This is a genomic window from Pseudomonas sp. HMSC066A08 (assembly GCF_001813025.1).
GTDB lineage: Bacteria > Pseudomonadota > Gammaproteobacteria > Pseudomonadales > Pseudomonadaceae > Pseudomonas > Pseudomonas aeruginosa.
Window position 1 is genome coordinate 77,808 of record NZ_KV811293.1, and the last position, 13,214, is coordinate 91,021.

The 13,214-nt window shown below is 69.1% G+C and carries 12 protein-coding genes; all 12 read left to right on the forward strand.

The annotated features are described in order from the left end of the window. Positions 1–59: 59 nt before the first annotated feature. On the forward strand, positions 60–1,607 hold the full coding sequence (locus tag HMPREF2886_RS11900) for a PucR family transcriptional regulator (RefSeq protein WP_033978681.1): 1,548 nt from the start codon (positions 60–62) through the stop codon (positions 1,605–1,607). Between the two features lie 244 nt (positions 1,608–1,851). Further along, the gene (locus tag HMPREF2886_RS34605) at positions 1,852–2,043 is read left to right on the forward strand and encodes a hypothetical protein (RefSeq protein WP_033978682.1); all 192 of its coding nucleotides are present in this window, start codon (positions 1,852–1,854) and stop codon (positions 2,041–2,043) included. 130 nt (positions 2,044–2,173) lie between these two features. Continuing rightward, on the forward strand, positions 2,174–3,400 hold the full coding sequence (locus tag HMPREF2886_RS11910; RefSeq protein WP_033978683.1) for a DUF2599 domain-containing protein: 1,227 nt from the start codon (positions 2,174–2,176) through the stop codon (positions 3,398–3,400). Positions 3,401–3,506: 106 nt separating this feature from the next. Continuing rightward, positions 3,507–4,187 (forward strand): hypothetical protein, encoded by a 681-nt coding sequence (locus HMPREF2886_RS11915; protein ID WP_033978684.1) that lies wholly within the window; start codon positions 3,507–3,509, stop codon positions 4,185–4,187. Positions 4,188–4,278: 91 nt separating this feature from the next. Next, positions 4,279–4,785, forward strand: coding sequence for a sigma-70 family RNA polymerase sigma factor (locus tag HMPREF2886_RS11920; RefSeq protein WP_003088185.1), 507 nt, complete (start codon positions 4,279–4,281; stop codon positions 4,783–4,785). Next, positions 4,782–5,732, forward strand: a complete 951-nt coding sequence (locus tag HMPREF2886_RS11925) for a FecR domain-containing protein (RefSeq protein ID WP_033970290.1) — start codon at positions 4,782–4,784, stop codon at positions 5,730–5,732. Before HMPREF2886_RS11920 ends, HMPREF2886_RS11925 begins: the two co-directional genes overlap by 4 nt. 207 nt (positions 5,733–5,939) lie before the next feature. After that, positions 5,940–8,354 (forward strand): TonB-dependent receptor, encoded by a 2,415-nt coding sequence (locus tag HMPREF2886_RS11930; protein ID WP_070747416.1) that lies wholly within the window; start codon positions 5,940–5,942, stop codon positions 8,352–8,354. 40 nt (positions 8,355–8,394) lie between these two features. Next, entirely contained in the window at positions 8,395–9,546 is a 1,152-nt protein-coding gene (locus HMPREF2886_RS11935) for a PepSY-associated TM helix domain-containing protein (RefSeq protein ID WP_033970301.1), read from the forward strand. Next, positions 9,543–9,731, forward strand: a complete 189-nt coding sequence (locus HMPREF2886_RS11940) for a hypothetical protein (RefSeq protein WP_003088166.1) — start codon at positions 9,543–9,545, stop codon at positions 9,729–9,731. The genes HMPREF2886_RS11935 and HMPREF2886_RS11940 overlap by 4 nt, the downstream gene beginning before the upstream one ends. Before the next feature lies 1 nt (position 9,732). Continuing rightward, positions 9,733–10,944, forward strand: coding sequence for an MFS transporter (locus HMPREF2886_RS11945; protein WP_033978688.1), 1,212 nt, complete (start codon positions 9,733–9,735; stop codon positions 10,942–10,944). Then, on the forward strand, positions 10,941–12,581 hold the full coding sequence (locus HMPREF2886_RS11950) for an alpha/beta hydrolase (RefSeq protein WP_070747418.1): 1,641 nt from the start codon (positions 10,941–10,943) through the stop codon (positions 12,579–12,581). The genes HMPREF2886_RS11945 and HMPREF2886_RS11950 overlap by 4 nt, the downstream gene beginning before the upstream one ends. Positions 12,582–12,621: 40 nt before the next feature. Beyond that, the gene (locus HMPREF2886_RS11955) at positions 12,622–13,158 is read left to right on the forward strand and encodes an HIT family protein (protein ID WP_058178628.1); all 537 of its coding nucleotides are present in this window, start codon (positions 12,622–12,624) and stop codon (positions 13,156–13,158) included. Positions 13,159–13,214 lie beyond the last annotated feature (56 nt).

A 13,214-nucleotide genomic window follows, 5' to 3' on the forward strand; every position in this document is an offset into this window, starting at 1 on the left:
GCGCGCTGCCTGCGCCCGGGGCGATTACACTGAAGGCCCATGCCTGGAGTCTCCTGGACATGCCGCAGAGCATCCGCCACCTGATCGCCCTCCCCGAACTCCGTTCGCGCCTGCTGAGCGGAGCCGGCGGCCTCGACCGCCCGGTTCGCTGGGCGCATGTCTGCGAACTCGACGACCCCACCGAATGGCTCGGCGAGGGTGACCTGCTGATGACCACCGGGCTGGGCATACCGAGCGACGCCGAGCGGCAACGGCGTTATGTCCGAAGACTGGCCGAGGCCGGCCTGGCAGGCATGATGATCGGCGAGAACATGGAAGCTCCGAGCGACCTCGATGCCCTGCGCGAAACCGCCGAGGCCCTGGGCTTCCCGTTGATTCTCACCCACTACGGCGTCCCTTTCGCCGCCGTGACCCGGGCCATCGTCGATGCGGGGCAGAAAGACGAATACGAGCGCCGCAACGCCCTGGCCCGGATATACGAAAGCGCCCGGCTGAGCATGCAGGGACTGGGCCTGCCGGCGCTGCTGCAACGCCTCGGCAAGGACGTACGGAGCAGCCTCTACCTCATCGTTCCCGACACCCTGGCGGCCTGGCAACCAGGCCTGCCAGGGCTGCCCGCGGAGTTGGCCGACGCGCTGCGCAACCGCCGTCGCGAGCAGGCGGAGCCGCAGCCGATGGTCCTTCGCCATCCGCTCGCGGAAGGCGAAGCGCTCAGCATCGGCATTCCTTCCGACCGGAACTGCCTGCTGATAGCCCTGGGCGAGCGGCTGCCGGACTACAGCCTCCTGCACCACCTGACGGCGGTGCTCGGCATAGAGATCGAACGGCTGCGCGTCGAAAGCGAACGCCACCTGCGCCTGGGTTCGGAATTGCTCGACGACCTGCTGCAACGACGGCTATACCGGGAACAAGCCGAGGAGCGGCTGGAAGAGCTACTGCCCGGGCTCGATCTCGACGATGCGGTCGTTTCCGTGGCGAGTTCCGAGGGGTTCGCGACCGACCCTGTCGGTCTTTTCCGGGGCCACGACTCACGCCTGCTGGTTCGCCCGCAGGGCCAGGAAATCATTCTGCTGCACCAGGCCGGCCTCGCCTCGACACTGCAGGAAGCCCTGGACAGCTCGCTGGGAGTGAGCGCTCCGCTCCGTCGTGCCGAACGTTGCGCCGAGGCCTTGCGCGAAGCGCGCCTGGCCCTGGCCCACAGCCATTCCCGGCGGCCGTTGTGTCGCTACGCGGAACTGGACGACGAGGCGCCCTGGCTACCCAGAAGCCTCGCCGAGGCCGAGCGGGCGTTCCGCCTGGTCCTCGGCGCCCTCCACGACTATGACGCGGCCAATGGCTCCGCACTGCTACACACGCTGCAGGTCTTTCTCGAGGAAAACAGGTCCTGGTTGAGCGCCGCGCAACGGCTACACATACACAAGCAGAGCCTGGTCTACCGGATACGCCGCATCGAGGAAATCAGCGGTCGCTCGCTGGACAGCACCGCCGATGTGGCGATCCTCTGGTTCGCCTTGCAGGCAACCCGGCTGACGCCGGAAGCGAGGAGCAGGACGGCGAAGAGCAGCCTCCTGGAGCAGTCCGCGCACCATGGCGGCGACATGGACTGACGGCGGAGCCCGATACCGGCGCTTGCAGGGCGACGTCGCCGCCAACAGACGCGGCCGGGAACGGTTGCCGGGCAGCGGCGTGGCCTGTGGATGCCGGACCACGGTGCATCGCAGCGAGCGCCTTTGCGAATGCATTAATCCCCCTTGCTAGCTAGCCACCCCGCCGCTGGAGCGGCGCGGCCCGCGCTTCTAGGCTCGAACGGTAAGACGGAAGCCCATCGGCGCGGCGCAAAGGAGGCCTGCGATGCGTAACGGAATCCATGCTGTATCCGCCCCGCTATCCACCCTGTTCGTATCTCCCCCGGCGGTCTTCGCCGCCTTCCTCGAGCGGTTTCCCCCACGCGCTCGGCAGGCCCCCGCCGGCCAGCGCCTGCCGGGGTCGCCCGGCACTCCCGGCAGCGCCCGGTTGCAGACTGGCGCCGCCACGTCCCGCTGACGTCCCAACGCCGACGGCCATGCCGTCGCAAGCGATTCATCCCCCGCGATCCGCCCGTCGCGCTCGTCCCCATCGGGACCAACCGGGCCGCCCCCGGCCCGCTCCTTCGAACCTGCGTGGAGTCCATCCTATGAACGGAAGCAGATCCGCCTTTCTCTACCTTCTCGCCGCCGCCGGCCTGGCGCTGACACCCGCGGCCCAGGCCGACCGGGGCAACGACGTGGTCGCCCGGCTCAACCAGTTGTACAACGACACCCGCCAGGATTGCGGCGGACCGTCGAAGCCGGCATTCCTCTGTTCCGGCGTGCTGTTCCGCGCCACCTGGCCTTCGACCGACTACATGTTCTACAGCATCAGTCCGAAGAGCCAGAAAAGCGGCGGCGTCTCCGCCTCCTACCTGCGCAAGGACGCCAAGTACCGCAAGCTCGCCTACGGCCTGAAGAGCGGCTTCATCTTCGACACCATCTTCGGTAATCCGAAGGACCACCAGGACTATGCGGTGCTCTGTTCCTTCCCCATCGACGCGGCCACCGACGACCGCGCCCAGCAGGGTTGCACCGATTCGCGGCGCACGCCGAACAGCGTCGAGAAGTCCTGCCAGGACATCAACGTCGGCACCGCCGAGCAGTGGGCGGCGAACTACCGGCAGAACCGCGGCGACCATTCGCGGCAGTGCTCCTTCGACGTCCGCGACGAGCGCAATACCGCCGCCGGCCCGGCCTTCTACCAGAGCATCCGGGCGATGGCGCAGATCGCCGACGAATCCTTCACCACCCAGAACGAACTGCGCCTGGCCAAGTGGGAGGAAAACCCGCCGAAGTCGCCGTCGATCCTCGCCGCGTTCTACACCGAGGACGCCGGCCTGGAAGGCGCGCGGCTCAACCAGATCCAATGGTACCAGTCGGTCCAGGCATTCCTCCCGATCATCAACATGCGACTGCCGCAGACCCGCCAGCAGGACGCGCAGTTCGCCTACGACGGGCGCAAGCAGGCGATCTACCCGACCAGCGAGAAGAATGCCTGCGAGCGCTATGTGGAAAGCGCCACCTGGGTGGAGCGCGACGATCCGGGCTTCAGGAAGAAGATCATGACCCTGGAAGTGGTACCGACCGATTGCGGGCGCAAGATCCAGGACAACCAGACCAACAACTTCTTCAACGAGCTGGTGGTCGACCACTACCTGGACAGCGAATGGAAGGACAATCCGGACAACCGCGACAGCAATATCGGCAGCATGCGCCGGCAACTGGTCTGCCACTTCAACGTCGCCCGCAACAAGCCCGAGTGGAACCTGGAACCCTCGCGGCCGTACACCTCCAACGAGGACTCCATCGCCAAGGGCTGCAATAACACCTGAGGCCGCTCCGCGGGGGCGCTACGGCGTCCCCTGCGAACAGCTATATGGCCTTTTGATATCACACGCTCTACCATGCCGTCTTTCCAAGCCGCCAGGGAACGCACGCATGGCTTTCGATGCCGCCCGCTATGTCCACCGCTACTACGCCAGCCTGGCGCCCGCCCCGGGCAACGAATACCCGCGCCTGAGGGCCTGGGAGTACCTCTGGGAGTATGTCTGGGACCCCAGTCGCAGCTGGGACGACCTGACCGCCCCCGAACAGCTCGACACCACCGCCCTGCACCTGGGTTTCTACCTGGCCAACTGGGGCATGTTCCGCGGCTCCTCGGGACTGCTGCAGAACAGCAACCTGGACCTGATGAAAGCGCTGGCCCGGCAGCTCTTCAGCGGTGCCGGGCCGGAACTCTTCGAGCTGTCCCTGGTGGACTTCGCCGGCAACGGCGCGCGCCTGGCGCACAACCGCAAGCTGCTGGAAACGGTGCTCGGATCGATGGACGCCCTCAGCAGCCGGGTGAGTTGGACCGACACCCTGAAGAGCAAGATCCTGCTCGGCGTCTGGGGCGAGTTTCCCGCCCTCGACCGCCACTACGTGGCCGCCTGTCGCGCGCTGTATCCGCGCCGTGGCCTGACGAGCGTCAACGGCGGCACCCTCACCGCGCTGCACCGCCTGATCGACGAAGAAAGGCTGTCGTTCCCGCGCCTGGAGACCGCCCGCAAGGGGCTCCTCTATCCCACCGGGCGCCTGGCCGACATGGCGTTCTTCCAGTACGGCCTGGAGAACGCCTGAGGCGCTGCGCCGCCGATCCGGGGGACTTGTGGGCATGCCCTCGCTGTAAGTAGTATGAGACTCATTCTCAATTACAACAGCGATCCCCTCCATGCCGCCGGCCGACGCCTCCCTGCACGACGCTGTGAGCCATCTCTATCAGGACCACCATGGCTGGCTGCAAGGCTGGTTGCGGCGACGCCTGGGCTGCGCGGAAAACGCCGCCGACCTGGCCCAGGACACCTTCGCCCGCCTGCTCGCCTCGCGCCGGGTACTGGATGCGCGCGAACCGCGCGCCTATCTGACCACCGTCGCCAAGGGGCTGATGATCAACTGGTTCCAGCGCCAGTCGCTGGAGCGCGCCTACCTCGATGCCCTGGCCAACCTCCCGGAAGACCTCGCGCCGCCGCCGGAACAGCGGTTGATGGTGCTGGAAACCCTGCATGAAGTAGACGCCCTGCTCGGCAGCCTGCCGGACAGGGTCCGCCAGGCGTTTCTCCTGGCGCAGATCGAAGGCCTGAAGTACGAAGCCATCGCCGAGCGCCTGGGCGTGTCCCTGGGTTCGGTCAAGCGCTACATGCAGCAGGCCTTCCGCCAGTGCCTGGAGCTGATGGAATGAACGCCGCGGACGAAGGCCGGATTCCCTCGCCGATCCTCGACGAGGCCGCCGAGTGGCTGGTGCGCCTGCAGGACAGCGGCTGCACCGACGACACGCGCCAGGCCTGCGCCCAGTGGCGGCAGCGCAGCCCGCAGCACGCCCATGCCTGGGAGCGCGCCGAGCGCCTGCTGCAATGCCTCGGCCGACTGCCGCCGGCACTGGCCCTGCCGACCCTCGGCCGCGAGCGCGGGCTGGACCGGCGGCGCGCGATCAAGCACCTCGCCCTGGTCCTCGGCGGCGCCTCGCTGGGACTCGCCACCTGGCAGGCCGAACCATTGCGCGACTGGCTGGCCGACCAGCGCACCGGCGTCGGCGAACAGCGCCGCCTGACCCTGGCCGACGGCAGCCTGCTGACCCTGAACACCGACAGCGCCGTGGACCTGGCCTTCGACGCCAGCCAGCGGCTGGTACGCCTGCTGCGCGGCGAGATCTTCGTCGATAGCCGCGCCGACCCGCGTCCGTTCCGCGTCGCCACCGCCGAAGCGCGGCTGCATGCCGGCGCCGCCCGCTTCAACGTACGCCAGGAGATGGCCGCGACCCGGGTCGCGGTACTCGCCGGGCGGGTCGAACTGAGTCCGCTCCACGGACGCGGGCGCTGGCTGGAGAGCGGCGAGTCGGTGCGCCTGGGCGCCGACGGCGAAGCGCGCCGGCTGGCCTTCGACGGCCTGCCGGACGCCTGGACCCGCGGCATGCTGATGGCCGACCGGATGCCGCTGGCCGAGGTGCTCGCCGAACTCGCCCGCTACCGTCGCGGCGTACTGCGCTGCGACCCGCAACTGGCCAGGCTGGCGGTATCGGGCGCCTATCCGCTGCTGGACCTGCGGCGCACGCTGGGCATGCTGCAGGCCACCTATCCGCTGAAGGTGCGCGGGGTGACCGACTACTGGATCAGCCTGGTACCGGCGTGACGGCGCGACCGCCATCCCCGTGGCAACCGCGCCCTCGCATCCACCCCGGCAGGTCGTCCGCCGCTGCGCCGGAACAGGCGTTGCCACCGACATACCGTGCTCCGCAAAAAATAACCGCCTCGACCTGAGACCTTTTTCCTTCTCGGCTGGCAAGTAGAGGAATCCGCCCCGACCCAAGGTCCGCAGAGACCACGAGGAACCCTGTACATGCCCGTACGCACGCTTCGCCCCCGTTCGCTGTCCCTGGCCATCCACGCCGCCGCCATGACCCTCGCCCTCGCCGGCGCGGCCCCCGCCCTGCTTGCCGCCGAGGCGCCCGCCGCCAGCTCGGCGCGCAGCTATGACATCGCCCCCGGCCCGCTCGGTCGCACCCTGTCGGCCTTCGCCAGCGACAACGGGGTATCCCTGGCGTTCGACCCGGCGCTCACCGAGGGTCGCCGCAGCGCCGCCCTGCGCGGCCGCTACGCGCCGGTCGAGGCGCTGCACCGCCTGCTGCTGGGCAGCGGCCTGGAGTTGCAGCAGCGCAGCGACGGCAGCTACACCCTGGTGCCGGCAGCCAACGATGGCGCGCTGGAACTGCAATCCTCGCTGATCACCGCCCAGGCCGCCGGTGCCGAGACCCTGCCCGCCGAGTACGCCGGCGGCCAGGTAGCCCGTGGCGCGCGCCTGGGCATGCTGGGCAACGCCGACGTGATGGATGCGCCATTCAGCATCACCAGCTACACCGCCAGGACCATCGAGCAGCAGCAGGCGCGCAGCGTCGCCGACCTGCTACAGGCCAACGATCCGTCGGTGCGGGTGGTCGGCGGGCGCGGCGACCTGGTGGACAGCTACACGATTCGCGGCTTCAGCGTGCAGAACGCCGACGTCGCCTTCAACGGCCTCTATGGCCTGCTGCCGTTCTGGCGGGTACCGATCGAATTCGCCGAGCGCGTGGAAGTGCTCAAGGGACCGAACGCCCTGCTCGGCGGGATTTCCCCCGGCGGCAGCGTCGGCGGCACCATCAACCTGGTGCCCAAGCGCGCCGACGACCAGCCGCTGACCCGCGTCAGCGTCGACTGGACCCAGCGCGGCCAGCTCGGCACTCACCTCGACATCGGCCGGCGCTTCGGCGAGAACAACGCCTTCGGCGTGCGCTTCAACGGCGTCTACCGCAACGGCGATACCGCCGTCGACCATCAGGGCCGCGAGTTTCCCATGCTCTCCCTGGGCCTGGACTTCCGTGGCGAGCGCCTGCGCCTGTCCAGCGACCTGCTGTACCAGAAGGAAAGCCTGGAAGGCGTGGTGCGCCCGCTGCTGACCGGCCCGGGAACCACCCACATCCCCCACGCCCCGGACTCGAAGACACGCTTCGGCCTGCGCGATTCCTACCTGGACCAGGAGGATTACTCCATGGTCAACCGCGGCGAGTACGACCTCGCCGACAACCTGACGGCGTTCGCCAGCATCGGCGGCCGCCAGAGCAACTACGAAACCATCGCCGCCAACAGCATCCTCATCGGCAACCAGGGCGACATCGTCAACAGCCTGGCACGCCAGCGCGGCGACCGCCGCACCTATTCCGCCGAGGTCGGCCTGCGCGGCAACTTCGACACCGGCCCGCTCCGCCACGACTGGACGCTCAGCGCCAACCGCCTGCACGAACGGCTGGGCATGGTCTACGCCTTCACCGGGATGCAGCCGGGCAACCTCTACCGGACCTCGCCGCACACGCCGCTGCCGGACTTCTCCAGCCTCGACGGGAGCATTCCGAAGACCAATGAAACCGACCTCGGCGGCGTGGCGCTGGCCGACAGGCTGTCGCTCCTCGAGGATCGCGTGCAGGTCACCCTGGGCATGCGCCGCCAGCAGATCGAGTCGCGCAACTACGACCAGACCAGCGGCGCGCGCACCAGCCACGACAAGCGGCACGTGTGGACGCCGATGGCCAGCGTGCTGGTCAAGCCGCTGCAGGACCTGTCGCTGTACGCCAACTACATCCAGGGCCTCAGCCAGGGCGAGGCGGCGCCGATGACCGCGGCCAACGCCGGCCAGGTGCTGGCGCCGTACAAGGCCGAGCAATACGAGATCGGCGCCAAGTACGACCTGGGCGGCTTCACCACCACCCTGGCGCTGTTCGAGATCAGGAAACCGAACGCCTATACCGACGCCAGCAACGTCTTCCGCGCCGACGGCGAGCAACGCAACCGCGGCATGGAGCTGAGCCTCTATGGCGAACCCCTGGACGGCGTGCGGGTGATGGCCGGCGCCACCTACATCAAGCCCGAGCAGAGCAAGACCGGCGACCCTGCCAGCGAAGGCAAGGACGCGCCCGGCGTGGCCCGTCGCCAGGCCAACCTGGGGGTCAGCTGGGACACCCCGTTCGTCGACGGACTGACCCTCGACAGCCGCTGGATCTACACCGGCTCGGCCTACCTGGACAGCGCCAACGCCCTCGCCGTGCCGCACTGGAACCGCGTCGACCTCGGCGCCGCCTACGCCTTCCAGGTCGCCGGCAAGCCGCTGGTGGCGCGCGCCAACCTGGAGAACGCGCTGGGCAAGGACTACTGGACCGCAGCCAACGGCTACCTGTCGATCAGCTCGCCGCGCACCCTTTCCCTTTCCCTCACGGCGGACTTCTGAGTCCGCCCCACCCTAACCAGAAACCGCCGATGACCAGCCAATGACCGCGAAAACCCTGCGCACCTGGTACCTGGTGCACAAATGGACCAGCCTGATCTCCACGATCTTCCTGCTGATGCTCTGCCTCACCGGGTTGCCGCTGATCTTCCACGAGGAGATCGAGCACTACGTCGAGCCGCATCCGCAGCTCGAGCCGCTCACCGCCGAGTCGCCGCGCATCGACTACGACGACGTGATCGCCCGCGCCCTGGCCGCCCGGCCGGGCGAAGTGGTGCGCTTCCTGGTATTCGAAAAGGACGACCCGCTGGGCCTGGTGATCAGCGCGCCGAGCCTGGTACCGCCGCCGGAGAACGGCCACATGCAGCCGTTCGACGCGCGTACCGGGGAATTCTTCGACGCGCTGCCGCCGCCGGGCGGCTTCATGTACCTGATGCTGAAGCTGCACACCGACCTGTTCCTCGGCCTGCCCGGCTACCTGTTCCTCGGCCTGATGGGCCTGCTGCTGGTGGCCTCGCTGGTGTCCGGGGTGGTGGTATACACGCCGTTCATGCGCAAGCTGGACTTCGCCACGGTACGCGCCGAACGCAGCCGTCGCCTGAAGTGGCTGGACCTGCACAACCTGCTGGGCATCGTCACCCTGTCCTGGGTACTGGTGGTCGGCGTGACCGGAGTGATCAACACCCTGGCCCTGCCGATCCTGATGCTCTGGCAAGGCGGACAGTTGGCGGAAATGACCGCGCCCTACAAGGACGCGCCGCCGCTACAGCGCCTCGGCTCGCTCGACGCGGCCCTGGCCACGGCACGCCGGGCGGCGCCGGACATGGAGGTCAGCTTCGTCGGCTTCCCCGGCACCCAGTTCAGCAGCCAGCATCACTATGCGGTGTTCATGCGCGGCAACACGCCGCTCACCGAGCGCCTGCTGAAGCCGGCACTGATCGACGCGCAGAGCGGCGAACTCACCGACATGCGCGAGATGCCGCTGTACGTGAAGACGCTCCTGCTGTCGCAGCCGCTGCACTTCGGCGACTACGGCGGCATGCCGCTGAAGATCGTCTGGGCGCTGCTCGACCTCGTCAGCATCGTCATCCTCGCCAGCGGTCTCTACCTCTGGCTCGGCCGACGCAAGACGCCATTGGAGAAGCGCCTGGCGGAACTGCCGGGCGGCAGCCTGGCAACGGAGGGCAAGGCATGAGGCGCGGTCTCTGGATGATCTTCCGCTGGCCCCTGCTGCTGGCCCTGCTCGGCCTCTTCGGGCTGCTCTCGGCGCTGCTCGGCGACGGCCTCTACGACCTGCTCTCCTGGCTCGCCCTGGGCACTCCGCTGGTGCTGGTCGGCTGGGTCTGGCTGCGCCTGCCGCGAACCCGAAGGAACCCCTGAGATGACCACCCCGCCGCCCTCCGCCAACACCCTGGACCTGCGTCCGCTGATGTTCGAGACCTTCGTCTGCACCCTCGCGGTGATGTCCTTCGTCGCCCTGGTCGGCCCGCTCGCCCGCAAGCTCGGCCTGGCGCCCTGGCAGGCCGGCGCCGCGGTGACCGTCGGCGGCATCGCCTGGATGCTCGCGGCGCGGCCCTGGGGCATCGCCAGCGACCGGCATGGGCGACGGCGGATACTGCTCGGCGGGCTGGCCGGCTTCGCCCTCTCCTACGGCTCGCTCTGCCTGTTCATCGTGCTCGCCCTGCACTGGACGTTGCCGACCCTGCTCGCCTTCGCCGGCATCGTTCTCCTGCGCGGCCTCGCCGGCGGCTTCTACGCCGCGGTGCCGGCCTGTACGGCGGCACTGGTGGCCGATCACGTCGAGGCGCAACGACGCGCCGCGGCGCTGGCCGGACTCGGCGCGGCCAGCGCGATAGGCATGGTGATCGGGCCGGGGCTGGCCGGACTGCTGGCGATTCACGGGCTGGTCCTGCCGTTGCTGGTCACCGCCGCGCTGCCCCTGGTCGCCCTGCTGGCGCTCTGGCGCTGGCTGCCGCGCGAGGAGCGCCGCCAGCCGAACCGCGGCGCCGCCCTGGCGATCGGCGACCGCCGCCTGCGGCGGCCGCTGGCGGTGGGTTTCGTGGCGATGTTCAGCGTCACCGTGGCGCAGATCACCGTCGGCTTCTTCGCTCTCGACCGGCTGCGCCTGGATTCCGCCGACGCCGCGCGGGTGGCCGGCATCGCCCTGACCGCAGTGGGCGTCGCGCTGATCCTGGCCCAGCTCCTGGTGCGCCGCCTGGACTGGCCACCGCCGCGACTGATCCGGGTCGGCGGGCTGGTCGCCGCCATCGGCTTCGCCGCCGTGTGCTTCGCCGACTCGCCGCCGCTGCTCTGGCTGGCCTTCTTCGTCGCCGCGGCGGGCATGGGTTGGGTATTCCCGGCAGTCTCGGCGCTCAACGCCAATGCCGTGCGCGCCGAGGAACAGGGTGCCGCCGCCGGCACCCTGGTGGCCGTACATGGCTTCGGCCTGATCAGCGGGCCGCTGCTCGGCGCGCTGCTCCACCAACTGGACAGCCGCGCCCCCTACGCGCTGGTCGGCCTGCTGCTGGCGCTGGCGGCGTTCTGGCCGAGCCAACCGACGCGCCCCGTGGAAAGGAGGAGCGAAGCCCCATGACCGCTGTCGACCTGCTGCTGGTCGCGACCCTGCTGGCGGCCCTGCTCGCCTGGTGGATACCCGCCCTGCCCGGCCGCCGTGGCCTGCTGGCGCTCGCCTCGACGCTGGCGCTCGGCGCCGGCCTGTACGCTGCATGGGACGACCGCTGGCAAGCCGGCGTCGGTGCCTTCGCCGGTTTCTCCCTGCTGCTCGGCGCCTGCCTGCGCCGGAAGCCCCTGCGGCGCCTGCCGTTCCGGACCGGTTCGCTGTACGGCCTGCTGGTACTGCTGGCAATCGCCGCGCTGTACCTGTTCCCGGTCGCGCCGCTGCCGGCGCCGAGCGGCCCCTATGCGGTCGGCGTGCGCGATTTCGAACTGGACGACCCCAGCCGGCCCGGCCTGCTCGGCGCCCCGGCCGGGCAGCCGCGGCGCCTGCTGGTACGTGCCTGGTACCCGGCGCGCCCGATCGTCGGTGCCGCGCCACGCCACTACTTCGACCCGGACGAGGCGCGCAGCACCGCGCGGGGCTTCGGTGAAATACTCGGCTTTCCGCCGTTGCTCGCCTACCTCAAGCACCTGCGCACCAATTCCTATCCGGACGCCCCGCTGCGCGACGACTCCGCTCGCCTGCCGGTGGTGTTCTACAGCCATGGCTACAGTGCCTTCGCCGGCGGCAACTGGACCCTGATGGAAGAGCTGGCCAGCCACGGCTACGCGGTCTACGCCATCCAGCACAGCGGCGACGCGTCGCCGACCCGCCTGCCCGACGGTACGCTGCTGCCCATGGACCCCGGGCTGGTCGAACACCTGCGCCGGGCCGCCCACGACGGCTTGCCGCAGGCCATGCGCCAGGGCTATGTCAGCGACGATCTCGACCAGCGACTCGATGGTCAGTTGCACACCGCCCTCGACCTGCCCGCCCCGGCCAACCGCGCCGTCAACCTCAGCGCGCCGGTATGGCTGGCCGACCGCCTGTTCGTCCATGACCGCCTGCAGGCCGGCGAGGTCCCGGACAGGGTCGCCGACCTGGTGGCCGCCAGCGACTTCGCGCATACCGGCGAGATGGGCATGTCCTTCGGCGGCTCGACCACCGGCGCGGTCTGCATGGTCGACCGACGCTGCGCGGCGGCCGTCAACCTCGACGGCGGCGACTTCGACTTCGCGCCCTTCGATAGCGATTTCCCGGCACCGTTGCTGATGCTGCACGCCGACCTTGGCAACTTCTACCGGCTGTTCGGCATCGAACCGCCGGCCCGCCCGAGAAGCTTCAACGACTTTTCCTACGAACGCTTCGAGCACGCCGGCCAGCACCAGGACATTCATCGCCTGGTACTGCGCGATTCGGCGCATGCCGGGCTTACCGACAATCCGCTGTTCATCCGCCGGCCGCTACGCGACGGGCTGCTCGGCTCGGCACCGACGGAAATCCTCATCCAGGCTCCCAACGCCCTGGTCCTGGGTTTCTTCGATCACTACCTGCGCGGCCGCGCCAACGACTTTCCGCAAGCGCAGATGGCGCGTTTTCCCGCCTGGCTGACGCGCTACGACAACTCGGCGGTGCGCGACTGGTGGCTGGCCAAGCCGGAAGCCCAGCGCCTGGCGCTACGACAACGCATCGACGAAATGAAACGGCGCAAGACCGGACTGGATCTTCCCTGACGACGGGTTACAGTGGGCGCCCATCTGCGGAGCGCCGTCCATGCATATCCCGCCCGAGCTGATCATCCACCAGACCCGCCACTGGACGTTGAACCAGCGGATCGACTCGGCCCTGCCCGGCTACTGCATGCTCGGCTCGCGGCAACCGGCGACGGCCTTCCACCAGTTGCCGGAACACGCCCTCGCCGAATTCGGGCCGCTGCTGGCCAGGGTCGAACGCGAAATGAACGCGCTGCTGCGGCCGCGACGCATCTATGTCGGTCGCTACGGCCACATGCCCGGCTTGCCGGTGCATTTCCACCTGATTCCACTGTACGACTGGGTCGAGGAACTGTTCTGGGAGGACGCGCGCTACCGGACGCTCCAGCAGTTCGGCGTGCCGACCGCCGCCCCCCTTACCGATGGCGCCGAGCTGACCCTGTTCGTCTGGCGCGAATTCTGCGAACGCGCCGATCCGCCGGCCGTGCGCGGCATGGATCGGCAACAGGCGATCGCCGGATTGCGCCGAGCATTCGGCTACGGCGTCCAACCCCGAACATCGTCTGGGCCGGACTCCGAGCCCGCGCAGGGCGCATGACCGCATGCGGTTATCCACCGTGAAACGGATGGGTTCCAAGACCGCGTAGGGCGAAT

Coding starts and splice junctions, on each gene's coding strand:
- HMPREF2886_RS11900 (WP_033978681.1), top strand. CDS start 60: ATGCCGCAGAGCATCCGCCACCTGATCGCCCTCCCCGAACTCCGTTCG.
- HMPREF2886_RS34605 (WP_033978682.1), top strand. CDS start 1,852: ATGCGTAACGGAATCCATGCTGTATCCGCCCCGCTATCCACCCTGTTC.
- HMPREF2886_RS11910 (WP_033978683.1), top strand. CDS start 2,174: ATGAACGGAAGCAGATCCGCCTTTCTCTACCTTCTCGCCGCCGCCGGC.
- HMPREF2886_RS11915 (WP_033978684.1), top strand. CDS start 3,507: ATGGCTTTCGATGCCGCCCGCTATGTCCACCGCTACTACGCCAGCCTG.
- HMPREF2886_RS11920 (WP_003088185.1), top strand. CDS start 4,279: ATGCCGCCGGCCGACGCCTCCCTGCACGACGCTGTGAGCCATCTCTAT.
- HMPREF2886_RS11925 (WP_033970290.1), top strand. CDS start 4,782: ATGAACGCCGCGGACGAAGGCCGGATTCCCTCGCCGATCCTCGACGAG.
- HMPREF2886_RS11930 (WP_070747416.1), top strand. CDS start 5,940: ATGCCCGTACGCACGCTTCGCCCCCGTTCGCTGTCCCTGGCCATCCAC.
- HMPREF2886_RS11935 (WP_033970301.1), top strand. CDS start 8,395: ATGACCGCGAAAACCCTGCGCACCTGGTACCTGGTGCACAAATGGACC.
- HMPREF2886_RS11940 (WP_003088166.1), top strand. CDS start 9,543: ATGAGGCGCGGTCTCTGGATGATCTTCCGCTGGCCCCTGCTGCTGGCC.
- HMPREF2886_RS11945 (WP_033978688.1), top strand. CDS start 9,733: ATGACCACCCCGCCGCCCTCCGCCAACACCCTGGACCTGCGTCCGCTG.
- HMPREF2886_RS11950 (WP_070747418.1), top strand. CDS start 10,941: ATGACCGCTGTCGACCTGCTGCTGGTCGCGACCCTGCTGGCGGCCCTG.
- HMPREF2886_RS11955 (WP_058178628.1), top strand. CDS start 12,622: ATGCATATCCCGCCCGAGCTGATCATCCACCAGACCCGCCACTGGACG.